Annotated in this window: 21 protein-coding genes and 1 pseudogene; 11 read left to right on the top strand and 11 right to left on the bottom strand. The window is 64.5% G+C overall.

The genetic code is table 11. The features are described 5' to 3' along the window. Window positions 1-54: 54 nt before the first annotated feature. Both ACF66B_RS03580 and ACF66B_RS03575 read right to left on the bottom strand, forming a co-directional pair. Window positions 55-2967, bottom strand: a complete 2913-nt coding sequence (locus ACF66B_RS03580) for a chemotaxis protein CheB (protein ID WP_162683320.1) — start codon at window positions 2965-2967, stop codon at window positions 55-57. Window positions 2968-3100: 133 nt separating this feature from the next. Next, entirely contained in the window at window positions 3101-3961 is an 861-nt protein-coding gene (locus tag ACF66B_RS03575; RefSeq protein ID WP_111430517.1) for a hypothetical protein, read from the bottom strand. Between ACF66B_RS03575 and ACF66B_RS03570 the strand changes: the two genes are divergently transcribed. Both ACF66B_RS03570 and ACF66B_RS03565 read left to right on the top strand, forming a co-directional pair. Next, on the top strand, window positions 3960-4109 hold the full coding sequence (locus ACF66B_RS03570) for a hypothetical protein (RefSeq protein ID WP_162683321.1): 150 nt from the start codon (window positions 3960-3962) through the stop codon (window positions 4107-4109). The genes ACF66B_RS03575 and ACF66B_RS03570 overlap by 2 nt on opposite strands. Before the next feature lie 154 nt (window positions 4110-4263). Next, a complete protein-coding gene (locus tag ACF66B_RS03565; protein ID WP_162683322.1) occupies window positions 4264-4434 on the top strand; it encodes a hypothetical protein in 171 nt (56 codons plus the stop codon). A gap of 19 nt (window positions 4435-4453) precedes the next feature. Here ACF66B_RS03565 and ACF66B_RS03560 read toward each other — a convergent pair whose 3' ends face one another. The 3 genes from ACF66B_RS03560 to ileS form a co-directional block, all read right to left on the bottom strand. Next, complete coding sequence (locus ACF66B_RS03560; RefSeq protein WP_111432154.1) at window positions 4454-5287, bottom strand: IS5 family transposase; 834 nt, start codon at window positions 5285-5287, stop codon at window positions 4454-4456. A 146-nt stretch (window positions 5288-5433) separates the two neighbouring features. Continuing rightward, on the bottom strand, window positions 5434-5778 hold the full coding sequence (locus tag ACF66B_RS03555; RefSeq protein WP_111428215.1) for a hypothetical protein: 345 nt from the start codon (window positions 5776-5778) through the stop codon (window positions 5434-5436). 138 nt (window positions 5779-5916) lie between these two features. Continuing rightward, a complete protein-coding gene (gene ileS, locus ACF66B_RS03550) occupies window positions 5917-8826 on the bottom strand; it encodes an isoleucine--tRNA ligase (protein ID WP_111428216.1) in 2910 nt (969 codons plus the stop codon). A gap of 319 nt (window positions 8827-9145) precedes the next feature. On the opposite strand from ileS, the gene ACF66B_RS03545 reads away from it, so the two are divergent. The 6 genes from ACF66B_RS03545 (at window position 9146) to ACF66B_RS03520 (ending at window position 13243) form a co-directional block, all read left to right on the top strand. Further along, window positions 9146-10261, top strand: a complete 1116-nt coding sequence (locus ACF66B_RS03545) for an ABC transporter ATP-binding protein (RefSeq protein ID WP_111428217.1) — start codon at window positions 9146-9148, stop codon at window positions 10259-10261. A 112-nt stretch (window positions 10262-10373) separates the two neighbouring features. Further along, window positions 10374-10592, top strand: coding sequence for a twin-arginine translocase TatA/TatE family subunit (locus ACF66B_RS03540; RefSeq protein ID WP_111428218.1), 219 nt, complete (start codon window positions 10374-10376; stop codon window positions 10590-10592). Between the two features lie 44 nt (window positions 10593-10636). Then, window positions 10637-11062 (top strand): Sec-independent protein translocase protein TatB, encoded by a 426-nt coding sequence (gene tatB, locus ACF66B_RS03535; protein ID WP_111428219.1) that lies wholly within the window; start codon window positions 10637-10639, stop codon window positions 11060-11062. Between the two features lie 10 nt (window positions 11063-11072). Further along, the gene (gene tatC, locus ACF66B_RS03530) at window positions 11073-11936 is read left to right on the top strand and encodes a twin-arginine translocase subunit TatC (protein WP_111428220.1); all 864 of its coding nucleotides are present in this window, start codon (window positions 11073-11075) and stop codon (window positions 11934-11936) included. A 44-nt stretch (window positions 11937-11980) separates the two neighbouring features. Then, on the top strand, window positions 11981-12778 hold the full coding sequence (locus ACF66B_RS03525) for an ATP-binding protein (protein ID WP_111428913.1): 798 nt from the start codon (window positions 11981-11983) through the stop codon (window positions 12776-12778). 105 nt (window positions 12779-12883) lie between these two features. Then, a complete protein-coding gene (locus tag ACF66B_RS03520; protein ID WP_111428221.1) occupies window positions 12884-13243 on the top strand; it encodes a hypothetical protein in 360 nt (119 codons plus the stop codon). Window positions 13244-13263: 20 nt separating this feature from the next. Here the strand turns inward: ACF66B_RS03520 and ACF66B_RS03515 are convergent, their stop codons facing one another. Beyond that, window positions 13264-14649: an SLC13 family permease gene (locus ACF66B_RS03515; RefSeq protein WP_111428222.1), complete on the bottom strand. Its 1386-nt coding sequence runs from the start codon at window positions 14647-14649 to the stop codon at window positions 13264-13266. Window positions 14650-14719: 70 nt separating this feature from the next. On the opposite strand from ACF66B_RS03515, the gene ACF66B_RS03510 reads away from it, so the two are divergent. Next, window positions 14720-15538: a helix-turn-helix transcriptional regulator gene (locus tag ACF66B_RS03510; RefSeq protein WP_111428223.1), complete on the top strand. Its 819-nt coding sequence runs from the start codon at window positions 14720-14722 to the stop codon at window positions 15536-15538. A 21-nt stretch (window positions 15539-15559) separates the two neighbouring features. Here ACF66B_RS03510 and ilvN read toward each other — a convergent pair whose 3' ends face one another. The 3 genes from ilvN to ACF66B_RS03495 are packed head-to-tail and all read right to left on the bottom strand — an operon-like array spanning window position 15560 to window position 18299. Next, window positions 15560-16150: an acetolactate synthase small subunit gene (gene ilvN, locus ACF66B_RS03505; protein WP_111428224.1), complete on the bottom strand. Its 591-nt coding sequence runs from the start codon at window positions 16148-16150 to the stop codon at window positions 15560-15562. Beyond that, window positions 16147-16542 (bottom strand): hypothetical protein, encoded by a 396-nt coding sequence (locus ACF66B_RS03500; RefSeq protein ID WP_111428225.1) that lies wholly within the window; start codon window positions 16540-16542, stop codon window positions 16147-16149. The genes ilvN and ACF66B_RS03500 overlap by 4 nt, the downstream gene beginning before the upstream one ends. A gap of 2 nt (window positions 16543-16544) precedes the next feature. Next, a complete protein-coding gene (locus tag ACF66B_RS03495; RefSeq protein ID WP_111428226.1) occupies window positions 16545-18299 on the bottom strand; it encodes an acetolactate synthase 3 large subunit in 1755 nt (584 codons plus the stop codon). 343 nt (window positions 18300-18642) lie between these two features. Between ACF66B_RS03495 and ACF66B_RS03490 the strand changes: the two genes are divergently transcribed. Together ACF66B_RS03490 and ACF66B_RS03485 are read left to right on the top strand one after the other, a co-directional pair. Next, the gene (locus ACF66B_RS03490; protein WP_111428227.1) at window positions 18643-19104 is read left to right on the top strand and encodes a MarR family transcriptional regulator; all 462 of its coding nucleotides are present in this window, start codon (window positions 18643-18645) and stop codon (window positions 19102-19104) included. Further along, window positions 19101-20885, top strand: a pseudogene (locus ACF66B_RS03485) (FUSC family protein); the annotation flags it as partial. The gene ACF66B_RS03490 and the pseudogene ACF66B_RS03485, both read left to right, overlap by 4 nt. An 83-nt stretch (window positions 20886-20968) precedes the next feature. Here ACF66B_RS03485 and ACF66B_RS03480 read toward each other — a convergent pair. Continuing rightward, window positions 20969-21793: an arginyltransferase gene (locus ACF66B_RS03480; protein WP_111428229.1), complete on the bottom strand. Its 825-nt coding sequence runs from the start codon at window positions 21791-21793 to the stop codon at window positions 20969-20971. Window positions 21794-21895: 102 nt separating this feature from the next. Beyond that, window positions 21896-22369 (bottom strand): RDD family protein, encoded by a 474-nt coding sequence (locus tag ACF66B_RS03475; RefSeq protein ID WP_111428230.1) that lies wholly within the window; start codon window positions 22367-22369, stop codon window positions 21896-21898. Between the last annotated feature and the right edge of the window lie 48 nt (window positions 22370-22417).

The raw sequence follows: 22417 nt of genomic DNA, 5'->3' as shown, positions 1-22417 counted from the left end.
GCAGTGAAGCGCTCGGGTCTGCCTGTCCTGCAGGCAAACGAGTGGGCTTCCTGCTCAGGTGTCATCAGCGCCAGAATCGGAGTGGAGCGTCGGTTCCACATGGTCGCCCAGCTTCCGCACAGCGCCCACGTTCGCCACGACAACGCCCTTGCCATCATGAACGGGCGCTCCGAGAATCTCGACATCGATTTTCCGGCTGTCCGCTCGGAGGAGTACCCGCTTCAGGTAGTACGGCTTGCCTGTCCGAAGTGACTTGCTAATTGCGCTTTGGGCGAGGTCCCGCGTTGCGGTGTCGAAACGCGCCTCGGTCTCTTCCGGGCTTAATGCCTGACCATCTGGTGCGATGCCGAATATGTCGAACATCTTCTCCGACCAAGTGACGCTGTTGTCACGGAGGTCGACCTTGAAATGGGCAACTTCATCTGCGGCCTCGACCAGGCGTGCACGCGTTATCAGTTCCTCGCGCAGGATGTGTTCCTCGTAGGCGTCATATTCCGAGAAGATCAACGTCACGCCGCGCAGCGTTTCATTCTCGTCGAAGAATGGAGCGGACTTCAAACTGACGATCTTTGATCCTTGCTCGAACTGATGCTCCTGCACCTCGCGCAGCCGGAACGTCTCGTTGGCGATATGCGTGAGTGCAGGGAACCCCGCGGGCAGGGCGCACTGGCTGAGATGCACGCGCTTGTTGGTCGTGTGAGGCAGGTCGAAGGTAAGCTCTGCGCTCCGGCTTGCACGTACGATCTGGAGCGCGTTGTCGACAACGAGAATGGCCGAGGGGGCCGACTGAAGGACCGAGGTCAGTTCGCCGGTGACCTCCTTCAGTTCGGCCGAGTTGACCTGAAGCTCCTCGTTTACCGTGACGAGCTCTTCATTGGTGGATTGAAGCTCCTCGTTGGCCGTCTCGAGCTCCTCGTTGCTGGCCTGAAGCTCTTCGTTGGTCGACTGGAGTTCCTCGTTAACTGACTGCAGCTCCTCGTTCGAGGTCTGCAACTCCTCGATCGATTGCTGCAACGCCTCCCGTGTCGTCAGCACCTCGACCTGAAGCTGTCGCATCATGCTGTCCCGGGTGCCATTCGAGAGTTTCTCGTAGTCGATCTCCGGAATCTCGTTGCTTGAGGTTGTGAAGGTGAGCAATGCATATTTTTCCGAGTCGTTTGCCATCGAAATCGGAAAGGCCTCCATCCTGACATGCGTGTAGTCTGAACCCGGAAGTTCGTGCAGTATGCCCTTGCGGCGGCTTCCACGCCGGAGGGCAACCGCGCAGAGGCTCGGGGCCTCACCGCGCAGTGGCGGCTTCAGCAACGACAGTTTCAGATCGAGCCGGGTGTTTTCCGAAATCTCGACGAAATCGTTGAGCTTGCCGTAGACACGGATGATGTCGTGGTTCGCTGTGACCAGCAGCGCATTCGGAGAGATGGCCCGGGCAAGTGCGTCGAACATCTCGCGCTGCAGTCCAGTACCTTCCAACATTGGCCTGTCCGCTAGCGTCGATTGCCAGGGGGCCGTGTCAGGCGTGATATTGGCTGCGTTCGATTTCGAGCTGTTGCGCGCGATTCTGCGCTTGCGGAAGAGCTTGTTGGGTTCCGAAACAGCCTCGAAATCGACATTGAGCGCTCCGATGCTCTCGGATGTTCCGAGAAAGAGCAGGCCATTGGGATTGAGCGCATAATGTATGCGGTTCAGTACCCGCTCCTGAAGCCGCGGGTTGAAGTAGATCAGCAGGTTCCGAAGGCTCACCAAGTCGATGTTTACGAAGGGTGGATCCTGGAAAACGTTGTGCGCAGTGAAACGGATCACCGATTTAAGCACCTGCCGGACGTGCAGTTTGCCATCCGAAATCTCGAAGTAGCGGTCGAGCAGATTCGAGGGAATATCGTTCGCCGCCGACTGCGGATAGGATCCGGCACGCGCGAGATCAAGGGCACTGAGGTCGATATCGGTAGCAAATATGAGCAACCGGTCCTTCGTGAGATGCTCTATGCCGCCAAGCGCTTCGGAAACGAGAATCGCAACGGAATAGGCCTCCTCACCTGTGGCGCACCCCGCAATCCAGATGCGGAGCTGTCCGTCGGCGCAATGTGCGACCTGCTCGGCGATTGCCTTGCACAAGCATTCAAACTGGGGGCCATCCCGGAAGAACCGTGTCACCGAAATGAGCAGGTCCTTGAAGAGCGCATCGACTTCGTTAACCGACGAGCGGCAGTGGGCGACGTAGTCCTCGTAATCGGCGATGCCGAGCGCGATCATCCGCCGCTGGATACGGCGATGTACGGTACTCTCCTTGTAATCGCGAAAATCGACGCGGGTGCGCGCAAGCAGAATGTGAAGCAGGTCCGACATCTTGTTGCGGCTGTTCGAAACGGTGCGGAGCGGATCCAGGTTTCTCGGGTTCGAGAGAATGCGCAGGAGGTGCTGACCGATCTGGTGCGGCGACATGACAAGATCGACACAGCCTGTCTCTGCCGCGGACGCAGGCATGCCGTCGTATTTCGCCGTGGCGAGATCCTGTGCGATGGTGATGCCACCAGCTTCGCGTATCGCCTGTACACCGTAGCTGCCATCGCTGCCGGTGCCTGAAAGGACGACCCCCATGCAGTTCTCGCCGCATTCTCGGGCAAGACTGGTGAAGAGGCGGTCACCCGAGGGTTTTGGGGTGCGCGCGCCGCCAATGGGCGGGACCAGAGTCAGTTTCTCATCTTGAATTACGATGTCGGCATTCGGCGGTGTGAAGTAGATCTTGTTCGGTTCGGGCACAATGGGTTGCCCGATCTCGACCACCTCCATGTCCGATTCCCGCGCGATCAGAGTCGACATCAGACTCTTGTTCGTTGGCGACATGTGCTGAGCGATGACATAGCTTGCGCCCGAATCGGCAGGAAGGTTCTGCACCAGCTGTGTCAGGGCTTCGAGCCCTCCGGCCGACGATGCAATGCCGATGATGTAGTGCGACTTGCTCGCGGTCATTCTTCCCTCTCCGGCCATCCCGGCCTTCGATCCGTAGCCGTTCCCTGCAATTGTCCTTGGTAGGACAAATGCTCCTGATGCGATGGAAACTAAAACAAGCGCCGCAGAGTTGCCATGCCTTCGATTGGTTGGTTCAGAAGGTCGCGTCAATGAGACGGTGCAGGCCTTTTTCCGAATCCGCGAAATGCGAGAGGATCTGCCTACGACGCGCCTTTCCCAGATCGATCCGCGTCGGTGGTGTCGTGTTCAGCTGCCACGTCATGCGCGGAGCAGACATTCCAGTCTGCGCTGCAGTGCGTTCGAGTCGGATCGCCTGACGCATGGTTCGCGGCAGATCCCCGCTTTCGACAAAATTGGCAAGTGCGGCGATCGTGCGTCGCGGCCGGCGGGCAAGGCGCTCTTCGCGGGTAACGAGGATATTGTCGACGCCGAGCTCACGAGCAAAGTCGCGATAGATCCGGCGGTGATCGAGCCATGCGAAAGGCCCCTCTGGATCTGTCGCTGCGATGATCGCATCAATCCGTGCGTCGAAATCGCTCTGGCTTGGCATCGGAAGATCGCTCGAAGCCGTCGCATATCGCTCGGCGAGCCATTGGTCCTGGCGCCGCAGCAGCAGGGATACGCGAATCGGTGTGAGACCGGTGACGGTGTAGGACGAAAGCCCGGCGATGCGGCGCGCCACCTTTTCCGGGCTGGGGCCACGGTTGTGCCAGAAGTTCGTTGCGCCGAAGGCGAGGAACTCGTCGGCTAGTACAACAGTTCGTTCTTCGGCGCGAGCGCGCTGGATGAGGGGCGCGAGCTGACTGTGCAAACGGAACCGCAGAAGTTGTGCCTTGAGCTCATTGCAGCGGACATAGGCGCGCAAGGTGGCCAGGACAGGTTCAGGCGCTCCTTGCCCGCGGCGCAGCACAATCAGGTCGCGGGCTTTTGCAAGGATATGCCGCTGCAGGAAATGCGCACTGACGCCGGGAAGACCGATCTGGATCACGAACATGCGTGTTGTTCCGCTGCAGCGAGGGCAGGGCCGGGAGAAAGCCCCGGTCGGCATCATGCCGCTGCATCGTGTATCTGCAATGGTTTATGAAAAGCTCGCCGTTTCTCTCGCGGCCGTGTTGCCCTCTCCACGCGATTTCGCTGTCTGATTCTCGGAGGGTAGGGCCTTGGCGAGGCTCTTCCGCAGCGTCCGGTTCGAGACCTCGGAGCGGGCGTCAACAGCGGCCGCGAGCTTGGGCGAAAGCAACGGATCCGCATTGAGCACAGTGTGCAGGCGCCAGGTGTTTTCTCCTTCGACAGTACTTGGCGTGGATTGTCCTTGCACTGTCGACCCAGGTGCCGGAAGGAGTTGCCGGTCGCCGCGTCGCCGATGAACCGGCCGATCTGCTCAAGGATCCGGAACGGATTCTCGCCGAGCAGCTCGAGATGGAAAATGTTCGGGTTTTCCAAGCCGAGCCGGGTGGCAAAGCTTAGAGCCTGATTCAAAACTCAGTCAAACATAGCAATACCTTGCGAGGCGCCTGGTTGTGAGACGGATATGGGCGATGTTGATCCAGGCCTCGGCGGAGGCGACGGATTTCTCCCAATCTTTGGCGAGACGGCGGCATCGACCGAGCCAGGCGAAGGTCCGTTCAACGACCCAGCGGCGTGGCAAGACCTCGAAGCCGTCTGCGGTGTCAGAGCGCTTGATGATCTCGACCGTCCACTCGCCCATGTGTCTGAGCGCGCCGCGCAGCTTCGGTCCGGCATAGCCCCCGTCGGCGAAGATGTGACGGAGCCAGGGACAGGCATGGCGGATCGTCCTGAGCACCGCCGGCGCCCCGTCCCGATCCTGGATATCGGCGGAATGAACGACTACTCCGAAGAGCAGGCCCAAGGTGTCCACGACAATATGGCGCTTGCGCCCCTTGACCTTCTTGCCGGCATCGAAACCGGAAATCCCCCCGCTTTCAGTGGTTTTCACGGTTTGGGAGTCGATCACGCCCGCGCTCGGACTGGCTTCCCGCCCCTCCAGGTCCCGGGTCTCCATCGTCAGCGCGAAACGGATCGTCTGCAGCAGGCCGCTGTCACGCCAGTCGTAGAAATAGCCCTGCACCGTCGAGACCGGAGGAAACTCCTTCGGCAGCATACGCCACTGACACCCCGTGGAAGCGATGTAGAGCAACGCATTCATCACTTCGCGCAGATCCGTCGTGCGCGGGCGACCGAGGCGGCTCGGCGGTGGCAGGAAAGGTTCGATCAACGCCCATTCCCGATCCAACAGGTCGCTTGCATAACGCGGGCATTCCCGCCGATACTCCCGTCGAGCGGCTTCAGTCCAGGGCATTGTCGGCTCCATTCAGCGTGCAAACCGAACGGAACCACAACCAACTGAAGACGCTCAACTCTTTTCCGGGTGGGCTCTTAGCGTGACGGCTGCATGATCGAGCCACGCATGGCCGCCAGCAAGTTCGCCATTGCTGGCGATCGTCTTCAGCCGCGGGTCGAAATCGGCTTATTGAACCGCGGATTGTCCTTGCCGGATTCCGCATAGCGCGAGGCAGGCCAGCGCGCTTGGCTCCGCAGGCCGATGACGATCTGGATGGGCTGCTCCTGCGCCCAGCCCCTCTGTGGACGCAGCAAGCCGTGGGTCCGGGGGGGCGGATCGCGCCTCTGCCAGAAGAGCACGGTGTGCAGGGAGATGTTCTTGGCGCTGACGACGAGCGTTCGCTCCGATGCCGCTGCCTCGCGTTCGAGCTGCAGCAGCCGGGCGCGCATCCGTCGACGCAGCAACAGGGCAACCTGCGGGCTTATTCGCATGTAGCGGAGGAGATCCATGCAAGGCGACTCTTCTGCCGCGCCCTGCGAGCCGTGCACCAGAAGAATCTCTCGTGCCCGGGACATGAGTTTTTCTGCAGGAAGGTGGTGCCGGCCTTGGGTCACCCGATGTGAAAGACCGGCATCGCGTGTTTTCCTTTAGCCGAGCGCGTCGTTGCAGCGTGCGCAGGTCTGCGGGTGTGTGTGACTGCCGACATCGGGCAGGATCTTCCAGCAGCGCGCGCATTTTGCACCATCCGCTAGGGCTGGAACGACTGCGATGCCTGCCACATCGTCGAGGGTGAAAGCACCCTCGGGAGCCGGTGCATCCGTGAGCGTCACGGTGGAGGTGATGCAGAGATCGTGGAACGGCACGCTGCGCAGAAGCTCAAGCGCTGCCGGATCCGTCACATGAACCACGGGTGCGGCCTCGAGGCTGGCTCCGATACGCTTTTCACGACGTTCGACCTCCAGCGCCCCGGTTACCACGCGGCGCGCAGCCCGGATGGTTTCCCAGCGGGCCGCGTTGGCGTCGTCGCGCCAGTCCACCGGGGTCTCGGGGAAGTCGGTCAGGTGGACCGAGCTGTCCTCGCCGGGGAAGCGCTCCAGCCAGACGTCCTCCATGGTGAAGCAGAGGATTGGCGCAAACCACGCGGTCAGCCGGTGGAAGAGCAGATCCATTACCGTGCGCGCCGCCCGCCGCCGCAGGCTCGTTGCCGCGTCGCAATAGAGGGCATCCTTGCGGATATCGAAATAGACCGAGGAGAGATCCACGGTACAGAACTGGAAGAGCTGCTGGAAGACGCGCTGGAAGTCGTATTTCGCGTAACCGTCACGCACGATGCCGTCGAGCTCGCAGAGCCGGTGCAGCACCCAACGCTCCATTTCCGGCATGTCCGAAGCTGCGACGCGCTCTTCTTCCGGGAACCCAGCGAGTGCGCCGAGCATGAACCGCATCGTGTTGCGCAGGCGGCGGTAGCTGTCGGCCGTGCCCTTCAGGATCTCCGGCCCGATCCGTTGGTCGGCGGTGTAATCCGACTGTGCCACCCAGAGCCGCAGGATGTCCGCGCCATACTGCTTCACCACCTCCTCGGGCAGGATGGTGTTGCCGAGCGACTTGGACATCTTCATGCCCTTCTCGTCGAGCGTGAAGCCATGCGTGAGCACGCCCTTGTAGGGCGCGCGGCCCATGGTGCCGCAGGCCTGCAGCAGCGAAGAATGGAACCAGCCGCGATGCTGGTCCGTGCCTTCGAGGTAGAGGTCTGCCGGCCGGATCCCGTCTGGTCGGTCGCGTAGAACGAAGGCATGGGTGGAGCCCGAGTCGAACCAGACGTCGAGGATGTCGGTCACCTTCTCCCATTCGTCATGGTCGTAATCGTTGCCGAGGAAGCGGGCCTTGGCGCCTTCTTCGAACCAGGCGTCTGCTCCTTCGACTTCAAAGGCCTCCTTGATGCGGGCATTCACCGCCGCATCACGCAGGATCTCGACCTTGCCTTCGCCGAGCGGCTTCACGAAACAGGTGAGCGGAACGCCCCAGGCACGCTGGCGCGAGAGCACCCAGTCGGGCCTGGCCTCGATCATCGAATGGATGCGGTTCCGGCCGGTCTGCGGCGTCCACTTGACGAGCTGGTCGATGGAAGCCAGCGCCCGCTCGCGGATAGTCTTGCCATAGTCGTCCATCCCGTCGTCGAGCACCTTGTCGATGGCGGCGAACCACTGCGGTGTGTTGCGGTAGATCACCGGTGCCTTGGAGCGCCAGGAATGCGGGTAGGAGTGCTTGAGGCGGCCGCGGGCGATGAGGGCGCCCAGTTCGACCAGCTTGTCGATGACGCGTTTGTTGGCGTCTTTCTCCTTGCCCTTGTGGTCGAAGACCAGAGCGCCACCGAAAAATGGCATATCGGGCCGAAAGGCGCTGTCCTCCAGCACATTGTGCGTCATCGGCAGCCCGTGCTTCACGCCGAGGATGTAGTCATCCGCACCATGGGAGGGCGCGGTATGCACGAAGCCCGTGCCTGCATCGTCGGTCACATGCTCGCCTGGCAGCAGCGGGACGTCGTAATCCCACTCTCCGTTCGCCCCTTCGGCGCCGCGGAACGGATGGGCGCAGACCAGAAGGTCAAGCTGGGCGCCCGTCACATCCCGCAGTCGCCGGTACATGCCCGGCTCCAGGCGGGCCTGGGCAAAGACACCATCAGCGAGCGCATCGGCCAGCAGATAACGGTCGCCAACCTTCGCCCAGCTTTCGTCGGGCGTGCCGGTGACCTCGTAGAGCCCGTAGGAGATGCCGGGATTGAAGGCGACCGCCCGGTTCGACGGGATCGTCCAGGGGGTCGTCGTCCAGATCACCACATTGACACCGAGAAGATCGGAGAGCGATCCCGTCGGTTCGACTGCCTCGACCACCGGGAACTTTACCCAGATCGTGTGGCTCTGGTGATCCTTGTATTCGACCTCGGCCTCGGCGAGCGCGGTTTTTTCCACCGGGCTCCACATCACCGGCTTCGAGCCGAGATAGAGCGAGCCGTTCATGACGAACTTCATGAACTCGTCGGCAATCACCGCCTCGGCATGATAGTCCATCGTGAGATAGGGATCGTCCCACTTGCCGGTGACGCCCAACCGCTTGAATTCCTCGCGCTGGATGTCCACCCAGCCTTCTGCGAACTTGCGGCATTCGGCGCGCAGCTCATTGACCGGCACCTCGTCCTTGTTCTTGCCCTTGGCCCGATACTGCTCCTCGATCTTCCACTCGATTGGCAGCCCGTGGCAATCCCAGCCGGGCACGTAGCGGCTGTCCTTGCCCATCATCTGCTGTGAGCGGACGATGAAATCCTTCAGAACCTTGTTGAGCGCGTGCCCGATATGGAGATGGCCGTTGGCGTAAGGGGGGCCGTCATGCAGCACGAAGGGCTCGCGGCCATTGGCGCTGGCCCTCAGGCGGTCGTAGACCCCGAGGCGCTCCCAGCGGGCGAGCCATTCGGGCTCGCGCTTCGGCAGGCCCGCGCGCATCGGAAAATCGGTGGTCGGCAGGAACAGGGTATCTTTGTAGTCGGGAGTATCGGCACACATCGGCGAGGTCCGTCGGAAATTCCTGGAAAAGGGGGATGCGGTCACGCGGAAACGCGCGTCAGGACCCGGCAGCCCTGAACGTTCAGGACGCCGGGACGGTAATTCGAATGCCGATGCCGGGTTTCCAGATCATGCGCGGGGTATAGCGCCGCGTCCACGGGCCTTCAATCTGCATTTTCCCGCAGCTTTTGCCGGGAACGGGCCCTCATGCGGGAAAGGTCGGACCTCATACCTTGCGCCAGGACCCAGCCGCTGTTATCTCCCTCAAAGCCCGATGAATTTGATCGGATAATGGGGGTGCTGCGTGAAGGATGCCGGAATGGAACAGCCCGCGATACGGCTGTCGCTTGAGGGCATCGGCCATGATTATGGCAATGGCACCGTGCTGCGTGATGTCTCGCTCGACCTGCGCGAAGGGGAAGTCACCTGTCTGCTTGGCCCCTCGGGCTGTGGCAAGTCCACGCTTCTGCGGATTGCCGCCGGTGTCGAGCGGCAAACCCGCGGCATTGTGAAGGTCGACGGGCGGCGCGTTGCAGGTGACGGCGTCTACATCCCGCCGGAAAAGCGCGATATCGGCCTCGTCTTCCAGGATTTCGCGCTCTTCCCGCATCTCCGTATCGAGGAGAACGTGGCCTTCGGGGCCCGCGGCGGCGCATCCGAGCGTCGGCAACGTGCCCTTGCCCTCCTCGAACGTGTCGGCCTCGGCAGCCATGCCGGGCGTTATCCGCACCAGCTGTCGGGCGGCGAGCAGCAGCGTGTCGCACTGGCTCGGGCGCTTGCGCCCCGGCCGCCCATCCTGCTGATGGACGAGCCCTTCTCTGGCCTCGATCATCGTCTTCGCGATGATATCCGCGACCAGACGCTCGAGATCCTGAAGGAAGAAGGCACGGCGGTCATGCTCGTTACCCACGAGCCCGAAGAGGCGATGCGCATGGCCGATCAGATCGCGCTCATGCGGTCCGGACGCATCGTGCAGGTGGGCGGACCCTACAACATCTATAATGCCCCCGTGGACAAGGAGGCGGCGATGTTCTTCTCCGACATCAACGTCATCCACGGCGTGGTAAAGGATTTCCAGACCGATACGCCCTTTGGCCAGTTCCTCACGCCCGGCCTCGCCGACAAGGCCGACGTGGAGATCATCATCCGCCCTCAGCACCTCAAGATGGATTTCGACCGGAACGGCAGAGGGCCGCTCCCCACGGCGCAGGACGGTGTTCCGGCCCGTGGTCGGGTGGTGCGGGCGCGCTTCATCGGCAACCAGAGCATCGTCGAACTGGTGATGGATCACGATGGCTCGCAGCTCAAGGCCACGATCCCGGGCGTGTTCCTGCCCAAGGTCGGCACGCCGCTCTGGCTGTCGCTCAGGCGCGACCGCTGCTTCGTCTTCCCCTGCAGGCAGCAGAGGGTGCTCGACACCCCGTATTTCGCATGACGCTCTGGCGGATACACTTCGATTGGGGTTTGAATGCGGCTCGAAGACGCCATATGTGTGTGGCGTGGAGGCCGGTGCCTTGCAGGTGCCGGTTCGTCAACGGAGACGAAACATGCTGAACAATATCGGACCGGCCGGCCTGATCCTGATTGCGATTGTGGTGCTGGTGCTCTTTGGCCGCGGCAAGGTAGCGGGCCTGATGGGCGAGGTCGGGAAGGGCATCACCAGCTTCAAGCGCGGAATTCGCGAAGGCAGCGATGAAATCGAGAATGCCTCGAAAAGCGATCCTGAACGCGCTCGCGATGTGACGCCCGAGAAGGACAAGGCCTGAGCCCGGCAGACGCACGGACTGGTCTGCAAGACGGGGCCTGAAACATGCTGGATATCGGCTGGTCGGAACTTCTGCTGATCGGGATCGTCGCGCTGATCGTGGTGGGCCCGAAGGAATTGCCCGGACTTTTCCGCACCGTCGGCCAGTTCACCGGCCGGGCGCGGGCCATGGCGCGTGAATTCCAACGTTCGCTTGAGCAGGCTGCTGAGCAGAGCGGCCTCAACGAGGCGGCCGACGGATTAAAGGCCGTCGATCGCGTGAATATCAAATCCGCCTTCGACAACATCGCCTCGGCCAGCGGCACGGCGACGGCAAAGCCCGTTGCGCCAGCCTCAGCCGAAGTGTCGCGCTCCGACAATCTGCAGCCTGATCCCGCGGCACCCGAGCCCGCGGCGGATTTGGACGGTGGCGCAAAGAGCGCTCCGGCCACGCAAGGGGATACCCCCGGTGCCAAAAGCACTGCGCCATGAACGAGACCCCATGACTGACCGGGATATCGACGACACGACGGCGCCGCTCATCGAGCATCTCGCCGAACTGAGGACGCGCCTGATCTATTCGGTGCTCGCCTTCACCGTCTGCATGATCCTCTGCTTTGCCGTGGCGCGGCCGATCTTCAATTTTCTGGCCCATCCGCTGTCTCAGGTGCTGATCGCGAACGGGCAGAAGCCGGACCTGATCTTCACCGGGCTTCAGCAGGGGTTCATGACCCAGGTGCGGATCTCGCTCTTCGGGGGCTTCGTCTTCGCCTTTCCGATCATTGCCTACCAGCTCTGGCGCTTCGTTGCGCCGGGGCTTTATCGGCAGGAAAAGAATGCGTTCCTGCCGTTCCTCTTTGCCTCGCCCGCGCTCTTCATTGCCGGGGCGGCGTTTGCCTACTATGTGATCCTACCACTCGCCTTCGACTTCTTTCTGAGTTTTCAACAGTTTGCGCCGGAAGGCCTCGATCCTGCGGCGATGGCTGACAGCGAAGTCGGAATCCAGTTCCTCGGCACGATCAACGAGTATCTCGGGATCACGATGAAGTTCATCATCGCGTTCGGGCTCTGCTTCCAGCTTCCGGTGCTGCTCACGCTCATGGGCAAGGCCGGGCTCGTGAGCGCGCAAGGCCTTGGCCGGACGCGGAAATATGCTGTGGTCGGTATCCTGACCCTCGCAGCGGTCGCAACGCCGCCGGACGTCGTATCGCAGGTGATTCTCTTCTCGGTCGTCTACGGGCTCTATGAGGTATCGATCATTCTGGTGCGGATGGTCGAGCGCAAGCGCGAAGCCGAACTGCGGGCGCAGGGGCTCTGGGACGAGGATCTCGAATCCGACGAGCACGCGGTCGAGGAAAAATCGTGAGCGATTCCGAGCTCTTGTTGCGAGTTGCCGAAGCGCTCGAACGAATGAGCCCGGCCCCCTTCGGGCGCCCGGATCTGGATGCGGCGGAGGCTTTCGTCTGGCACGTTGCGCCGGACCGGCTGGAACCGGTGGTGAAGGTGGCGCGGGTCGGGATCTCTCTGCTCGTGGGAGTTGACCGGGCGCGGGATACGCTTCTGGCCAATACCATGCAGTTTGCGAGTGGTTTTCCGGCCAACAACGTGCTGCTCTGGGGCGCGCGGGGCATGGGAAAATCAAGCCTTGTCAAGGCTGTGCACGCGGAAGCCTCATTGGCGCATCCGGGTGTGAAGCTCATCGAGATCCAGCGCGAGGATCTGCCGAGCATTGGGCGGCTGCTCAATATCCTGCGACACTCGGAGAGCCGCTTCATCCTCTTTTGTGACGACCTGTCTTTTGATAAGGATGACAGTCATTACAAGAGCTTGAAGGCGGTTCTTGACGGTGGGATCGAGGGGCGGCCGGAGAATGTGATCCTCTATGCGACCTCGAACCGGCGGCATCTTATGCCGCGGGACATGATCGATAACGAGCGGCAGGCGGGGATCAATCCGAGCGAGGCGGTGGAAGAGAAGGTCTCGCTGTCGGACCGGTTCGGGCTCTGGCTTGGCTTTCATGCCTGCAACCAGGATGATTTCCTTGGCATGATAAGGGGTTATTGCGATGCCTTCGGGATCGCGATCGATGATGCGACCCTGCGGGCCGAGGCGATCGAATGGAGCCAGACACGGGGCGGGCGCTCGGGGCGTGTGGCCTGGCAGTATGTGACCGATCTCGCCGGGCGCCGGGGGGTGCAGCTCGGGTGAGCCGCCGCCGCGGGGTAGCTGGAATCCATATGGATTCCGTATGGAATCGATATGGCATCCGTATGGCAACCTTTTAACAATTCGTCAGGGAAGTCAGGCAGCAGAATGAAACGCAAGCGAGGCCACGGGGCGGTGATCGGCGCCATTCTTCTCGGTGCAGCCGGTCTTGCTCCGGCGGCTGGCGCGGCGAGCTTCGACTGCACGCTGCCCGATCTCGCACCCGACGAGCAGGTGATCTGCAATGAACGCGATCTCAATGATGCCGATGTGCGGATGGTGACGACCCTCGATTTTCTCACCGGGCTCTTTGCGATGGGGCGCCGCGGCGACATCATGGACGATCAGGCGAAATGGCTCCATGAGCGGATGGCTTGCGGCGCGGACGCCGATTGCATCCGCGCCGCCTATGCCCGCCGCCAGCAGCAGCTTCAGGACATCTACGATTCCATCGACCGCCCGCTCTGAGGCGAGGGCGCGCGCCGGGCTCAGATCCAGCCGAGAAGCTTCCACCAAATGAAATCGAGCGGGACGAGCAGGACGAAGGTCAGGAGCGCCAGCGCCAGGGTGACGCGCAGAAGGGCGCGGACCGGCTCGCCCGCAAGCCCCATCGCGACGATGAGCGGCGCGACCTGATAGGGAAAGATCACCGTCGAGAAGCCGATCACCTGGGTCATCAGGACCGCCTCGACCGAGAAGCCGGTTGCGGCGGCGAGATCGGGGGCGAGTGGGGTCAGCACCGCCGGGACACCCGGCATGGTGGAGATGAGCGCGGTAAGTGTGGCAAGCGCCGAGAGCGACAGGAAGTTCGCGAAATCCCGGCCGGGGGCCAGCGGCAGGACGGTGGTCACAAGTTCGGCCAGCCGCTCGCCAAGGCCACTGGCGCTCACCACGGCGCCGAGCCCGAGGACGCCGGCGACGAGGAGCAGGGTGCCGAAGTCGATGGCGCTGCGGAACGCCTCAGGCGAGACGAGACCGACGCGGGGCAGGAGCAGGATCACGGCGGCGGCCAGCCCGATCCAGGCGGGGTTGATGCCGTGGAACCGGTCTGTCGCCCAGAGGGCGAGGGTGACGAACAGGAGGCCGAGCAGCCAGAGTTGCTGCCGGGTTCCGCCGCCTGCGTCTGAGGGGGCGGGCGCCGCGACGGCGGCCGGGGAGCCGGTCCTGGCAGGATAGGCGCGCAGGATCAGGGCGACGATGGCCACCGATTTCAGGATGCCCAGAACCGGATAGTGCAGGACGAGGTAGTCGGTGTATCCGATGCTGATGCCATGCAGATGCGCCGCGGCGCCCGAGAGCACCATATTGGGCAGGTTTGCGGGCAGGATCGCGAAGCTCGGGATGTTGCACCCGAAGGCGACAGCGAGCGCGACGCCAGTGCGGCCGTTCGAGCCGCGCTCGAAGCCGAGCGCTTCGGCCAGCGCCATGCCGATCGGCACAAGCGCCATCGAGCGGCCGACGGAGGAGGGCATCAGGAAGCCAAGTGCGGCACCCATGGCGACGAGCCCGGCGATGAGGCCCGGATAGCTTCGCGACAGATGCGGCGCGGCGGCATTGCCGAGGCGCGTGCCGAGCCCCGTGATACGGATCGCGGCGACCAGCACGAAGCCTGACATCACCAGCCAGATCGCGGGCGCGGTGAAGCCCGAGAACACCAGCTCGGGGCTGGCAAGGCCCGGGATCAGCAGGAGCGTGAAGAAGATCAGCGTACCGAGGAAGGCAGGCACGAGGCCGGTGCTCCAGAGGCCGAGCGTCACGAGCACGATGGCAAGCGTGTGAGCCTGGTGGCGGTCGAGCCCGGCAGGGACGGTCAGGGCGATGGCCGCTGCCGCGGCAAGGATGACACCGAACTGGATCTGTGCGCCGTGTTTCATGGCCGAACTCCGCTTCTCCGAACAGGTCTCCGCGATAGCGGTTCCGCGCCGGATGTGACAGAACGATAGAATGACAAAAGATGTCGAAATTCGGACAGTGGCCGTGGAGGGTCTGCCGCTGCCCTCGCCGCGGGGTTTTCTCGAGGATCCGCGGCGCCCGGTCATCGCCTGGGTCGGGCGGGCCGAGCGTGGGTTCGCCATTGCCCCGCACAGCCATCCGCGGGCGCAGCTCGCGCTTTGCTATGACGGGCTGATGCGGCTTCAGGTGGGCGAGGATGTCTGGTTCGTGCCGGAACGGCACGGCATCTGGATTCCGCCGGGGATGATGCACCAGCTCGTCGCGCAGACCGAGATCCTGGTGCATCACCTCTATGTCGATGCCCGCCATGCGGCGCGGAGCGGGCTTCCCGAGCGGCCGGTGGTGGTGCGCGCGACGCCCCTCCTGCGCGGGATCGCCGGGCGGCTTGCCGGGGCGGAGGGGGCGCGGCTAAGTGCGGCGGCGGCGCGGCGGCTCGCCTGGGTGGCGTTTGACGAGATGGCACGGCTCGAGCAGCCGGATCTGCGGCTGCCGGGCGGGCGGGACCGGCGGCTGGTGGCGGCGATGGACGCGCTGCTGGCGCCGGGCGGCGCGCGGCTCGGGCTGCCGGAGGTGGCACGGCATGTCGGGGTGGGCGAGCGGACGCTGGCGCGGCTCTTTGCGGCGGAAACCGGCCTCGGCTTTCGCGCGTGGCGCAGCCGGATGCGCTTCATGCTGGCCCTCGAGGGGCTCGAGCTCGGGGAGAGCTCGGCGGCGCTTTCGGTGCGGCTCGGCTATTCGACGCCGAGCGCCTTCATCGCCGCCTTCCACAAGGCGTTTGGCGCGCCGCCCTCGGCCTTTCGCAGGGGCTGAGGGCGGCGCGGCCGAAGGCCTTCAGGGCATCGGGCGGGAGGCGAGGATGCCGTCGGCGCCGCGGGCGATGGCTGCGACGCCGGTGCGGGCGACATCCACGACGCCGAGCGGGCGCATCAGCGAGACGAAGGCGTCCACCTTCTCGGGCGCGCCGGTGATCTCGAAGACGAAGCTTTCGAGCGTGGTGTCGACCACACGGGCGCGGAAGACGTCGGCGAGGCGCATCGCCTCGACGCGGCGCTCGCCGGTGCCCGCCACCTTGATGAGCGCAAGCTCGCGCTCGACGGCCGGGCCCTCGACGGTGAGGTCATGGACCTCGTGCACCGGGACCATGCGGCCGAGCTGGGCCTTGATCTGCTCGATCACCGCCGGGGTGCCGGTGGTGACGATGGTGATGCGCGAGCGATGGCCCTCGTGGTCGGTCTCGGCGACGGTGAGGCTGTCGATGTTGTAGCCCCGGCCGGAGAAGAGGCCGATCACACGGGCAAGCACGCCGGCCTCGTTGTCGACGAGCACGGCGAGCGTGTGGGTTTCCTGGTGATCACCTAGCGGATTGCGAAGGTCGTAGGCGCTGTGGCGGCTTGCGCCGCGCTTGATGGCGAGTGCGTTCATCCTGTCGTCTCCATCACGGGAAGGACGGTCTCTGCGAACCCGGCGGGGAAGAGCCGCGAGGCGAGGGCATCGAAGCCGTCGATCTTTTCGAACTGGCCCTTGTTGAGGACCCGGATATTGGGGCGCGAGGCCTTGATGCCTTGCGCATTTGCCTTGGCGTGCCGTGCGATCCGCGTGCCGAGCGTGGGCATCGGTGCGGCCGGATCGGGGGCGCCGAACCAGAGGAAGTGATCGCGCGCGAGGCCGAAACCGCTCCGATCGGTGTGCGAGCGGAGGACGTCCACGGGCATGTCCCGGCGCCAGAACTCCCGGCACAGCTCTCCGAGGAAGATATAGTCGAGATACTCTTCCCGGAGGCTGGACCACGCGAAGTTCTTGAGCGCGGCGGGCATGGTCAGACGAGCACCGCGCCCTTGGCGCCGATCGCGTTGGTGGCGACATCCTCGTTGAGCAGCATGTCGTTGTGGGCATTGCCGCTCGGGATCATCGGGAAGCAGTTCTCGTGCTTCTCGACGAGGCAGTCGAAGATCACCGGGCCATCGTAGGCGATCATCTCGCGGATGGCCTCGTCGAGGTCGGCGGGGTTGTCGCAGCGGATGCCCTTGGCGCCGAAGGCTTCGGCCAGCTTCACGAAGTCGGGCAGGGCCTCGGACCAGGAGGAGCTGTAGCGCTCGCCATGGAGCAGCTGCTGCCACTGGCGGACCATGCCGAGGCGCTCGTTGTTGAGGATGAACTGCTTGACCGGCAGGCGGAACTGCACGGCGGTCGACATCTCCTGCATGTTCATCATCCACGACGCTTCGCCCGCGACATTGATGACGAGGCTCTCGGGGTGGGCGATCTGGATGCCGACGGAGGCCGGCATGCCGTAGCCCATGGTGCCGAGCCCACCGGAGGTCATCCAGCGGTTCGGTTCCTCGAAGCCCAGGTATTGCGCGGCCCACATCTGGTGCTGGCCGACCTCGGTGCAGATGTAGCGGTCGAGATCCTTGGTCAGGGCCTCGAGGCGCTGGAGCGCGTATTGCGGCTTGATGATCTTGTCGGAGTTGCGGAACTCGAGGCAGTTGCGGTCTCGCCAGATGCCGACCTGCTTCCACCAGCGCTGGATCGCGGCGGAATTGGTCTTCGAGCCGCGCTCCTTCCAGAGGGTCAGAATGTCCTCGAGCACCGAGCCGACATCGCCGACGATCGGCACGTCGACATGGATGTTCTTGTTGATCGACGAGGGATCGATGTCGATGTGGACCTTGAAGGAGCCGGGCGAGAAGGCGTCGGTGCGGCCGGTGATGCGGTCGTCGAACCGCGCGCCGATGCAGAGCATGACGTCGCAGTCATGCATCGCCCAGTTGGCCTCGTAGGTGCCATGCATTCCGAGCATGCCGAGCCAGTTGCTGCCCGAGGCCGGGTAGGCGCCGAGGCCCATCAGGGTCGAGGTGATGGGAAAGCCCGTGGTTTCGGTGAGCTCGCGCAGCAGGCCGCAGGCCGCGGGGCCCGAGTTCACGACACCGCCGCCCGAATAGATGATCGGACGCTCGGCCTTTTCCAGCGCCTCGACAGCGGCGAGGATCGCCTCCGGATTGCCCTTGCGCTGCGGCTGGTAGTGCGAAACCGGCGTCTTTTCCGGGGTGCAGTAGCTGCCGGTGGCGAACTGGACGTCCTTCGGGATGTCGACGAGGACCGGGCCGGGGCGGCCGTTGGTCGCGACGTGGAAGGCCTGATGGATGGTCTTGGCCAGCGCGTCCGTGTCCTTCACCAGCCAGTTGTGCTTGGTGCAGGGCCGGGTGATGCCGACAGTATCGGCCTCCTGGAAGGCGTCGTTGCCGATCAGGAAGGTCGGAACCTGTCCGGAGAGGACGATCATCGGGATCGAATCCATCAGCGCATCCGCCATGCCGGTGACGGCATTGGTGGCGCCGGGTCCGGAGGTGACGAGGACGACGCCGGGCTTGCCGGTTGAGCGGGCATAGCCCTCGGCGGCATGGGTCGCGCCCTGTTCGTGCCGGACCAGGATATGGCGGATGTCGTTCTGCTGGAACAGTTCGTCATAGATCGGTAGCACCGCGCCGCCGGGATAGCCGAACACGGTATCCACGCCCTGGTCCTTCAGGGCCTGAACAACGATCTGTGCACCGCTCATGCGACGGGTCATGATGAAAACTCCGATCTGTCGCGGCCCGGAACCGCCCGGAGCCGCTGCCTCCAAAAGCAAAAGGCCCCTCGGAAGGGGCCCATGCGCGGGTTCCGGACAGGGCCTAGTGTCCTGTCCGTCTCCCGCGCTGTCTTACGATGAGTACCGAATGGTTCATGCGATTCTCCCTGGAAGGCCTTCATTATGCAGGTCGGAGGATGCGGTCAACCAAAGAGTTCGCACATAATTGCGTGCTGCGCTGCGAACGTGAAGTTTTATTTCGGGATCACCGGTCTAACGGGGCATATCCGGCATGGCATACAAATAGTTGGTATTCAAATGAATGGTATGGCAATGGAGCGCCATGCAGGACCACGCCATCTCCCCCCGTCTTCAGTTCGGTTTCATCTTTGTCGGGCTCGCCCGCCGCTGGCGGCGCGCGCTCGACGAGCGTATGGCGGCGATCGGCCTCACCGATGCCACTTGGCCGCCACTCGTGCATCTGCGCCGGTCCGGTGGCGGCATCTCGCAGGCCGAGCTCGCGGCGCGTGTCGGGATAGATGCCTCCTCGCTCGTCCGGCTGCTCGACGTGCTCTGCGGACGCGGGCTCATCGAGCGGCGGCCCGCGCCGGACGACCGGCGCACGCGGGCGCTGTTTCTCACCGCCGCGGGCGTGGCCGCGGTCGAGGCTGCTCTCGTGGTGCTGCAGGCGGCGGAGGAGGAGATGCTCATCGATCTCGACGATGCGGAGCTTGCAGCGATGCTGCGGGGTTTCGGGCGGATTGAGGCGCGGATCGCGCAGGTGCGGGAGGAGCGTGGGGCATGAGCGGGCTTCTGGAGACACTGGGGCTCGACCGCGGGCGGCTCGCGTTCGGGATGCGGACGGCACTCGCCGCCTCGGCCGCGCTGCTGCTGGCCTGGGCGCTCGGGCTCGAGCATCCGCAATGGTCGGCGATGACAGTCTGGGCCGCCTCGCTGCCGGTGCGGGGGCAGCTCGTCGAGAAGAGCGCCTACCGGCTGCTCGGCACCATCTTCGGCGCGGTCTACGGCATGGGCCTGATGATGGTCTCGGGGGGCGCACCGGAGCTTCTGGTGCTGGGGCTTGCGCTCTGGCTCGGGCTTTGCGGCTTCACCGGCAACGTGCTGCGCGGTTTTGCCTCCTACGGGGCGATGCTTGCGGGCTATTCGGCGGCGATGGTGACGCTGCTCGACAGCGCGCACCCCGATCATATCCTCGCCCTCGGGCTCGACCGGATACTGACCGTGGCGCTCGGTGTGCTGACGGCGTTGCTCGCGGGGCTGCTTTTCGCGGCGCCGGGGCGGGCGGCGGATGCCGTGCAGCGGACACGGGCGCTTACGGCGCCGCTGCTGCGCGACATTGCGGCGCATCTGGCGGGGCGGCGGCTCGAGCGGGCCGGGCAGGAGGCGATGCTTGCCGAGATGGCGGCGATCGAGATGACGCTCGATCTCGAGGGGGCCGGGTCCCGCCGGGCCCGGCGCATGGTACGCGAGGCTCGCGGTCTGCTGCTCGCGCAGGTCGCCGCATTGCTCTGGCTCAGGGCGCATGAGGTGGGGCCGGCCGAGGCGGACGCGCAGCTTGGCGCGGCGCTCGAGGCCGCCGCTGGGGCGACGGACGGGCCTTCCGGGGCGCTCCAGGCTGCGGCGGCTCTTGCGGGCGACCATCCCGGGCTTCTCGATGTGCTCGACGGGCTGGCTGCGGCCACGGCGCCCGGCGGGCAGGCGGCTCCGCTTGCGCTGCATCGCAACTGGATCGGTGGCGTCGAGGCGATGGTGCGTTCCGTGCTGGCCGCGCTTGCGGTCGGGGCGGTGTGGCTCGCGACCGGCTGGGAGATGGGCGGCTTCATGCTGCTCGGCACCGCGATCCTGACCTCGATCTTCTCGACATTCGAAAATCCGGTGGTGACGCTGCGCTACGTGTTCATCGGCCAGATCGCCGGGGTGGTCGCGGCACTCCTCTGCCGCTGGCTCCTCTGGCCGTGGGCGGGGAGTGAAGTGGGGCTCGTGGTGGCAATCCTGCCCTTCATCCTGCTCGGCGGCCTTCCGGGTGCGCATGCCCGCACGGCGCCGATGGCCTTCGACTGCAACATGGTGATGTTGCTTCTGCTGCAGCCAGCCTGGCCGCAGACCATGAGTTTCGGGCATTCGCTGATGATGGGAGCGGCGGTGCTGGGCGGGCCGCTCGTCTCTCTGGCGGCGTTCCGGCTCATCCATCCGATCGACGCCACGCGGCGGCGCGAGGCGCTGCGACGCGCGACGGTGGCCGATCTCGAGCGGCTCGCAGCCGGCGGCGGAGCGTGGGATACGCGCGAGGCCTGGCGGATGCGGAACCTGCACCGGGTGCTGGTCGCGATGTTCTGGTCGTCGCGCGCGCTGCCCTCGAACCGGGCCGTGGCCGACGGGGGGCTCGGGTTTCTCACGGTGGGAAGCGCGATCCGGCATCTCCACGGGCTGGAGGCGCAGCCGCTGCCGGATGCGGCGCGGCGGCGCGTGAGGCTCGCTCTGGCCCGGCTCGGGGCGCTCGGGCAGGATCCCGTCGCCGCCGGACGGGGGCTGGCCATGGCGGCGCGAGGACTTTCAGGGCTCGAGGGGGCGGATACAGGCCTGCTGGCGGAGGCGGGGCGGCAGATCGCAGCCCATCCCGGCCTCTTCGGGTCGGGCGCTGACGCGGCCTATTTCGGGTTGGCGGGCAGGTCGATCGCGGCGAGCTGGGCGCGGATCGCGGTGCCTTCGCCCTGCTCGTGGGCGGCGGGCTGGCGGTCGGCCTCGGTCAGCCGTCGCCAGTGGCCGTCGGTGTAGATCTCAAGGGGCTCGTACCGCGACTTGTAATCCATCTTCTCGCTGCCGGGCACCCAGTAGCCGAGATAGACATACGGCAGGCCGGATTCCCGGGCGATGCGGATGTGATCTAGGATCACGAAGGCGCCGATGCTGTCGCGGGTGAGATCCGGGTCAAAGAAGGAATAGACCATCGACACACCATCCGAGAGGATGTCGGTGAGGCAGACCGCGACGAGCTCGCGGCGGCTGCCGCTCGGGCCGGGGCGATAGTATTCGATGACGCGGCTTCGGACCGGGGTTTCCTCGATCATCGCGGCGAACTCGTGCATGTCCATGTCGGCCATGCCGCCGGTGGCGTGGCGGGCATCGAGATAGCGGCGGAAGAGCTCGTACTGCGTTTCGGTCGCCCAGGGGCTGCGGGCGACACGCTCTATGGTCTCGTTGCGCTTCATCACCCGGCGGCGGCCGCGGGACCAGTTGAAGTCATCGACCACGATGCGGGCGGAGAGACAGGCGGTGCAGGCACCGCAGGACGGGCGGTAGAGCACGTTCTGCGATCGGCGGAAGCCCTGGTGCGAGAGCACATCGTTGAGACCGGTGGCACTCTCGCCCTGCAGCGCCGTGAAGAGCTTGCGCTCCACCTTGCCGTCGAGATAGGGACACGGCTGCGGCGCGGTGACGTAGAACTGATGTGTCTGCGGCAGGGTGTGACGCATGGCGGTCCCGTTCGGCTATCTCCCGTGAACGCAAACGTTAGCAACAGGTCTCGCGGCGGAGCAACTTCTTTCTGTTGCGTTTTTTCTGCGATCGCGAGGCTGTCAAAGCTCGGGGCGGTTGATTGCGGTGGTCCGCAGGAAGATGTCGCCGAGGCCCTGGCGGTAGCGGGTTGTCAGGATCATCGCGCAACTCAAGAGCTGAACCGGAAAAACCGCCATTGATACGACATAGATCAGTGCGTGCAGGAAGGCGGTCAACGGGTCGAGACGGGCACCGTCGGACTTGCGCAGTTCTATGCCCATGAAGCGCATGCCCCAGGTTGCGGAGCTGTTTGCGATGGTGGCGGTGCGGTATAGAAGGCCCATGCCGGCAAGGACGAGCGGAAAGGCCGCGAATCCGAAGCCGAGCGTGAGCAGCCCGAAGAGCACGCCGACCGGCACTCCGAGGGCCATCACGACCAGTACATCCACGATCCACGCCACGAAACGGCGCGTCGGCACGCCGTCATAGAACTGGCCGTCAAGCTCGGGATCGGGCAGGCCGGGCATCGCGGCGGAAAAGGTCGAAGTCTGCATTCTCGGCGCTCTCCATCATTCTGTGATCATGAGATGGGGAGTGCGGGC

The organism is Amaricoccus sp. B4 (assembly GCF_043226085.1).
GTDB lineage: Bacteria > Pseudomonadota > Alphaproteobacteria > Rhodobacterales > Rhodobacteraceae > Amaricoccus.
This window is presented reverse-complemented; position numbering and strand designations above follow the sequence as displayed.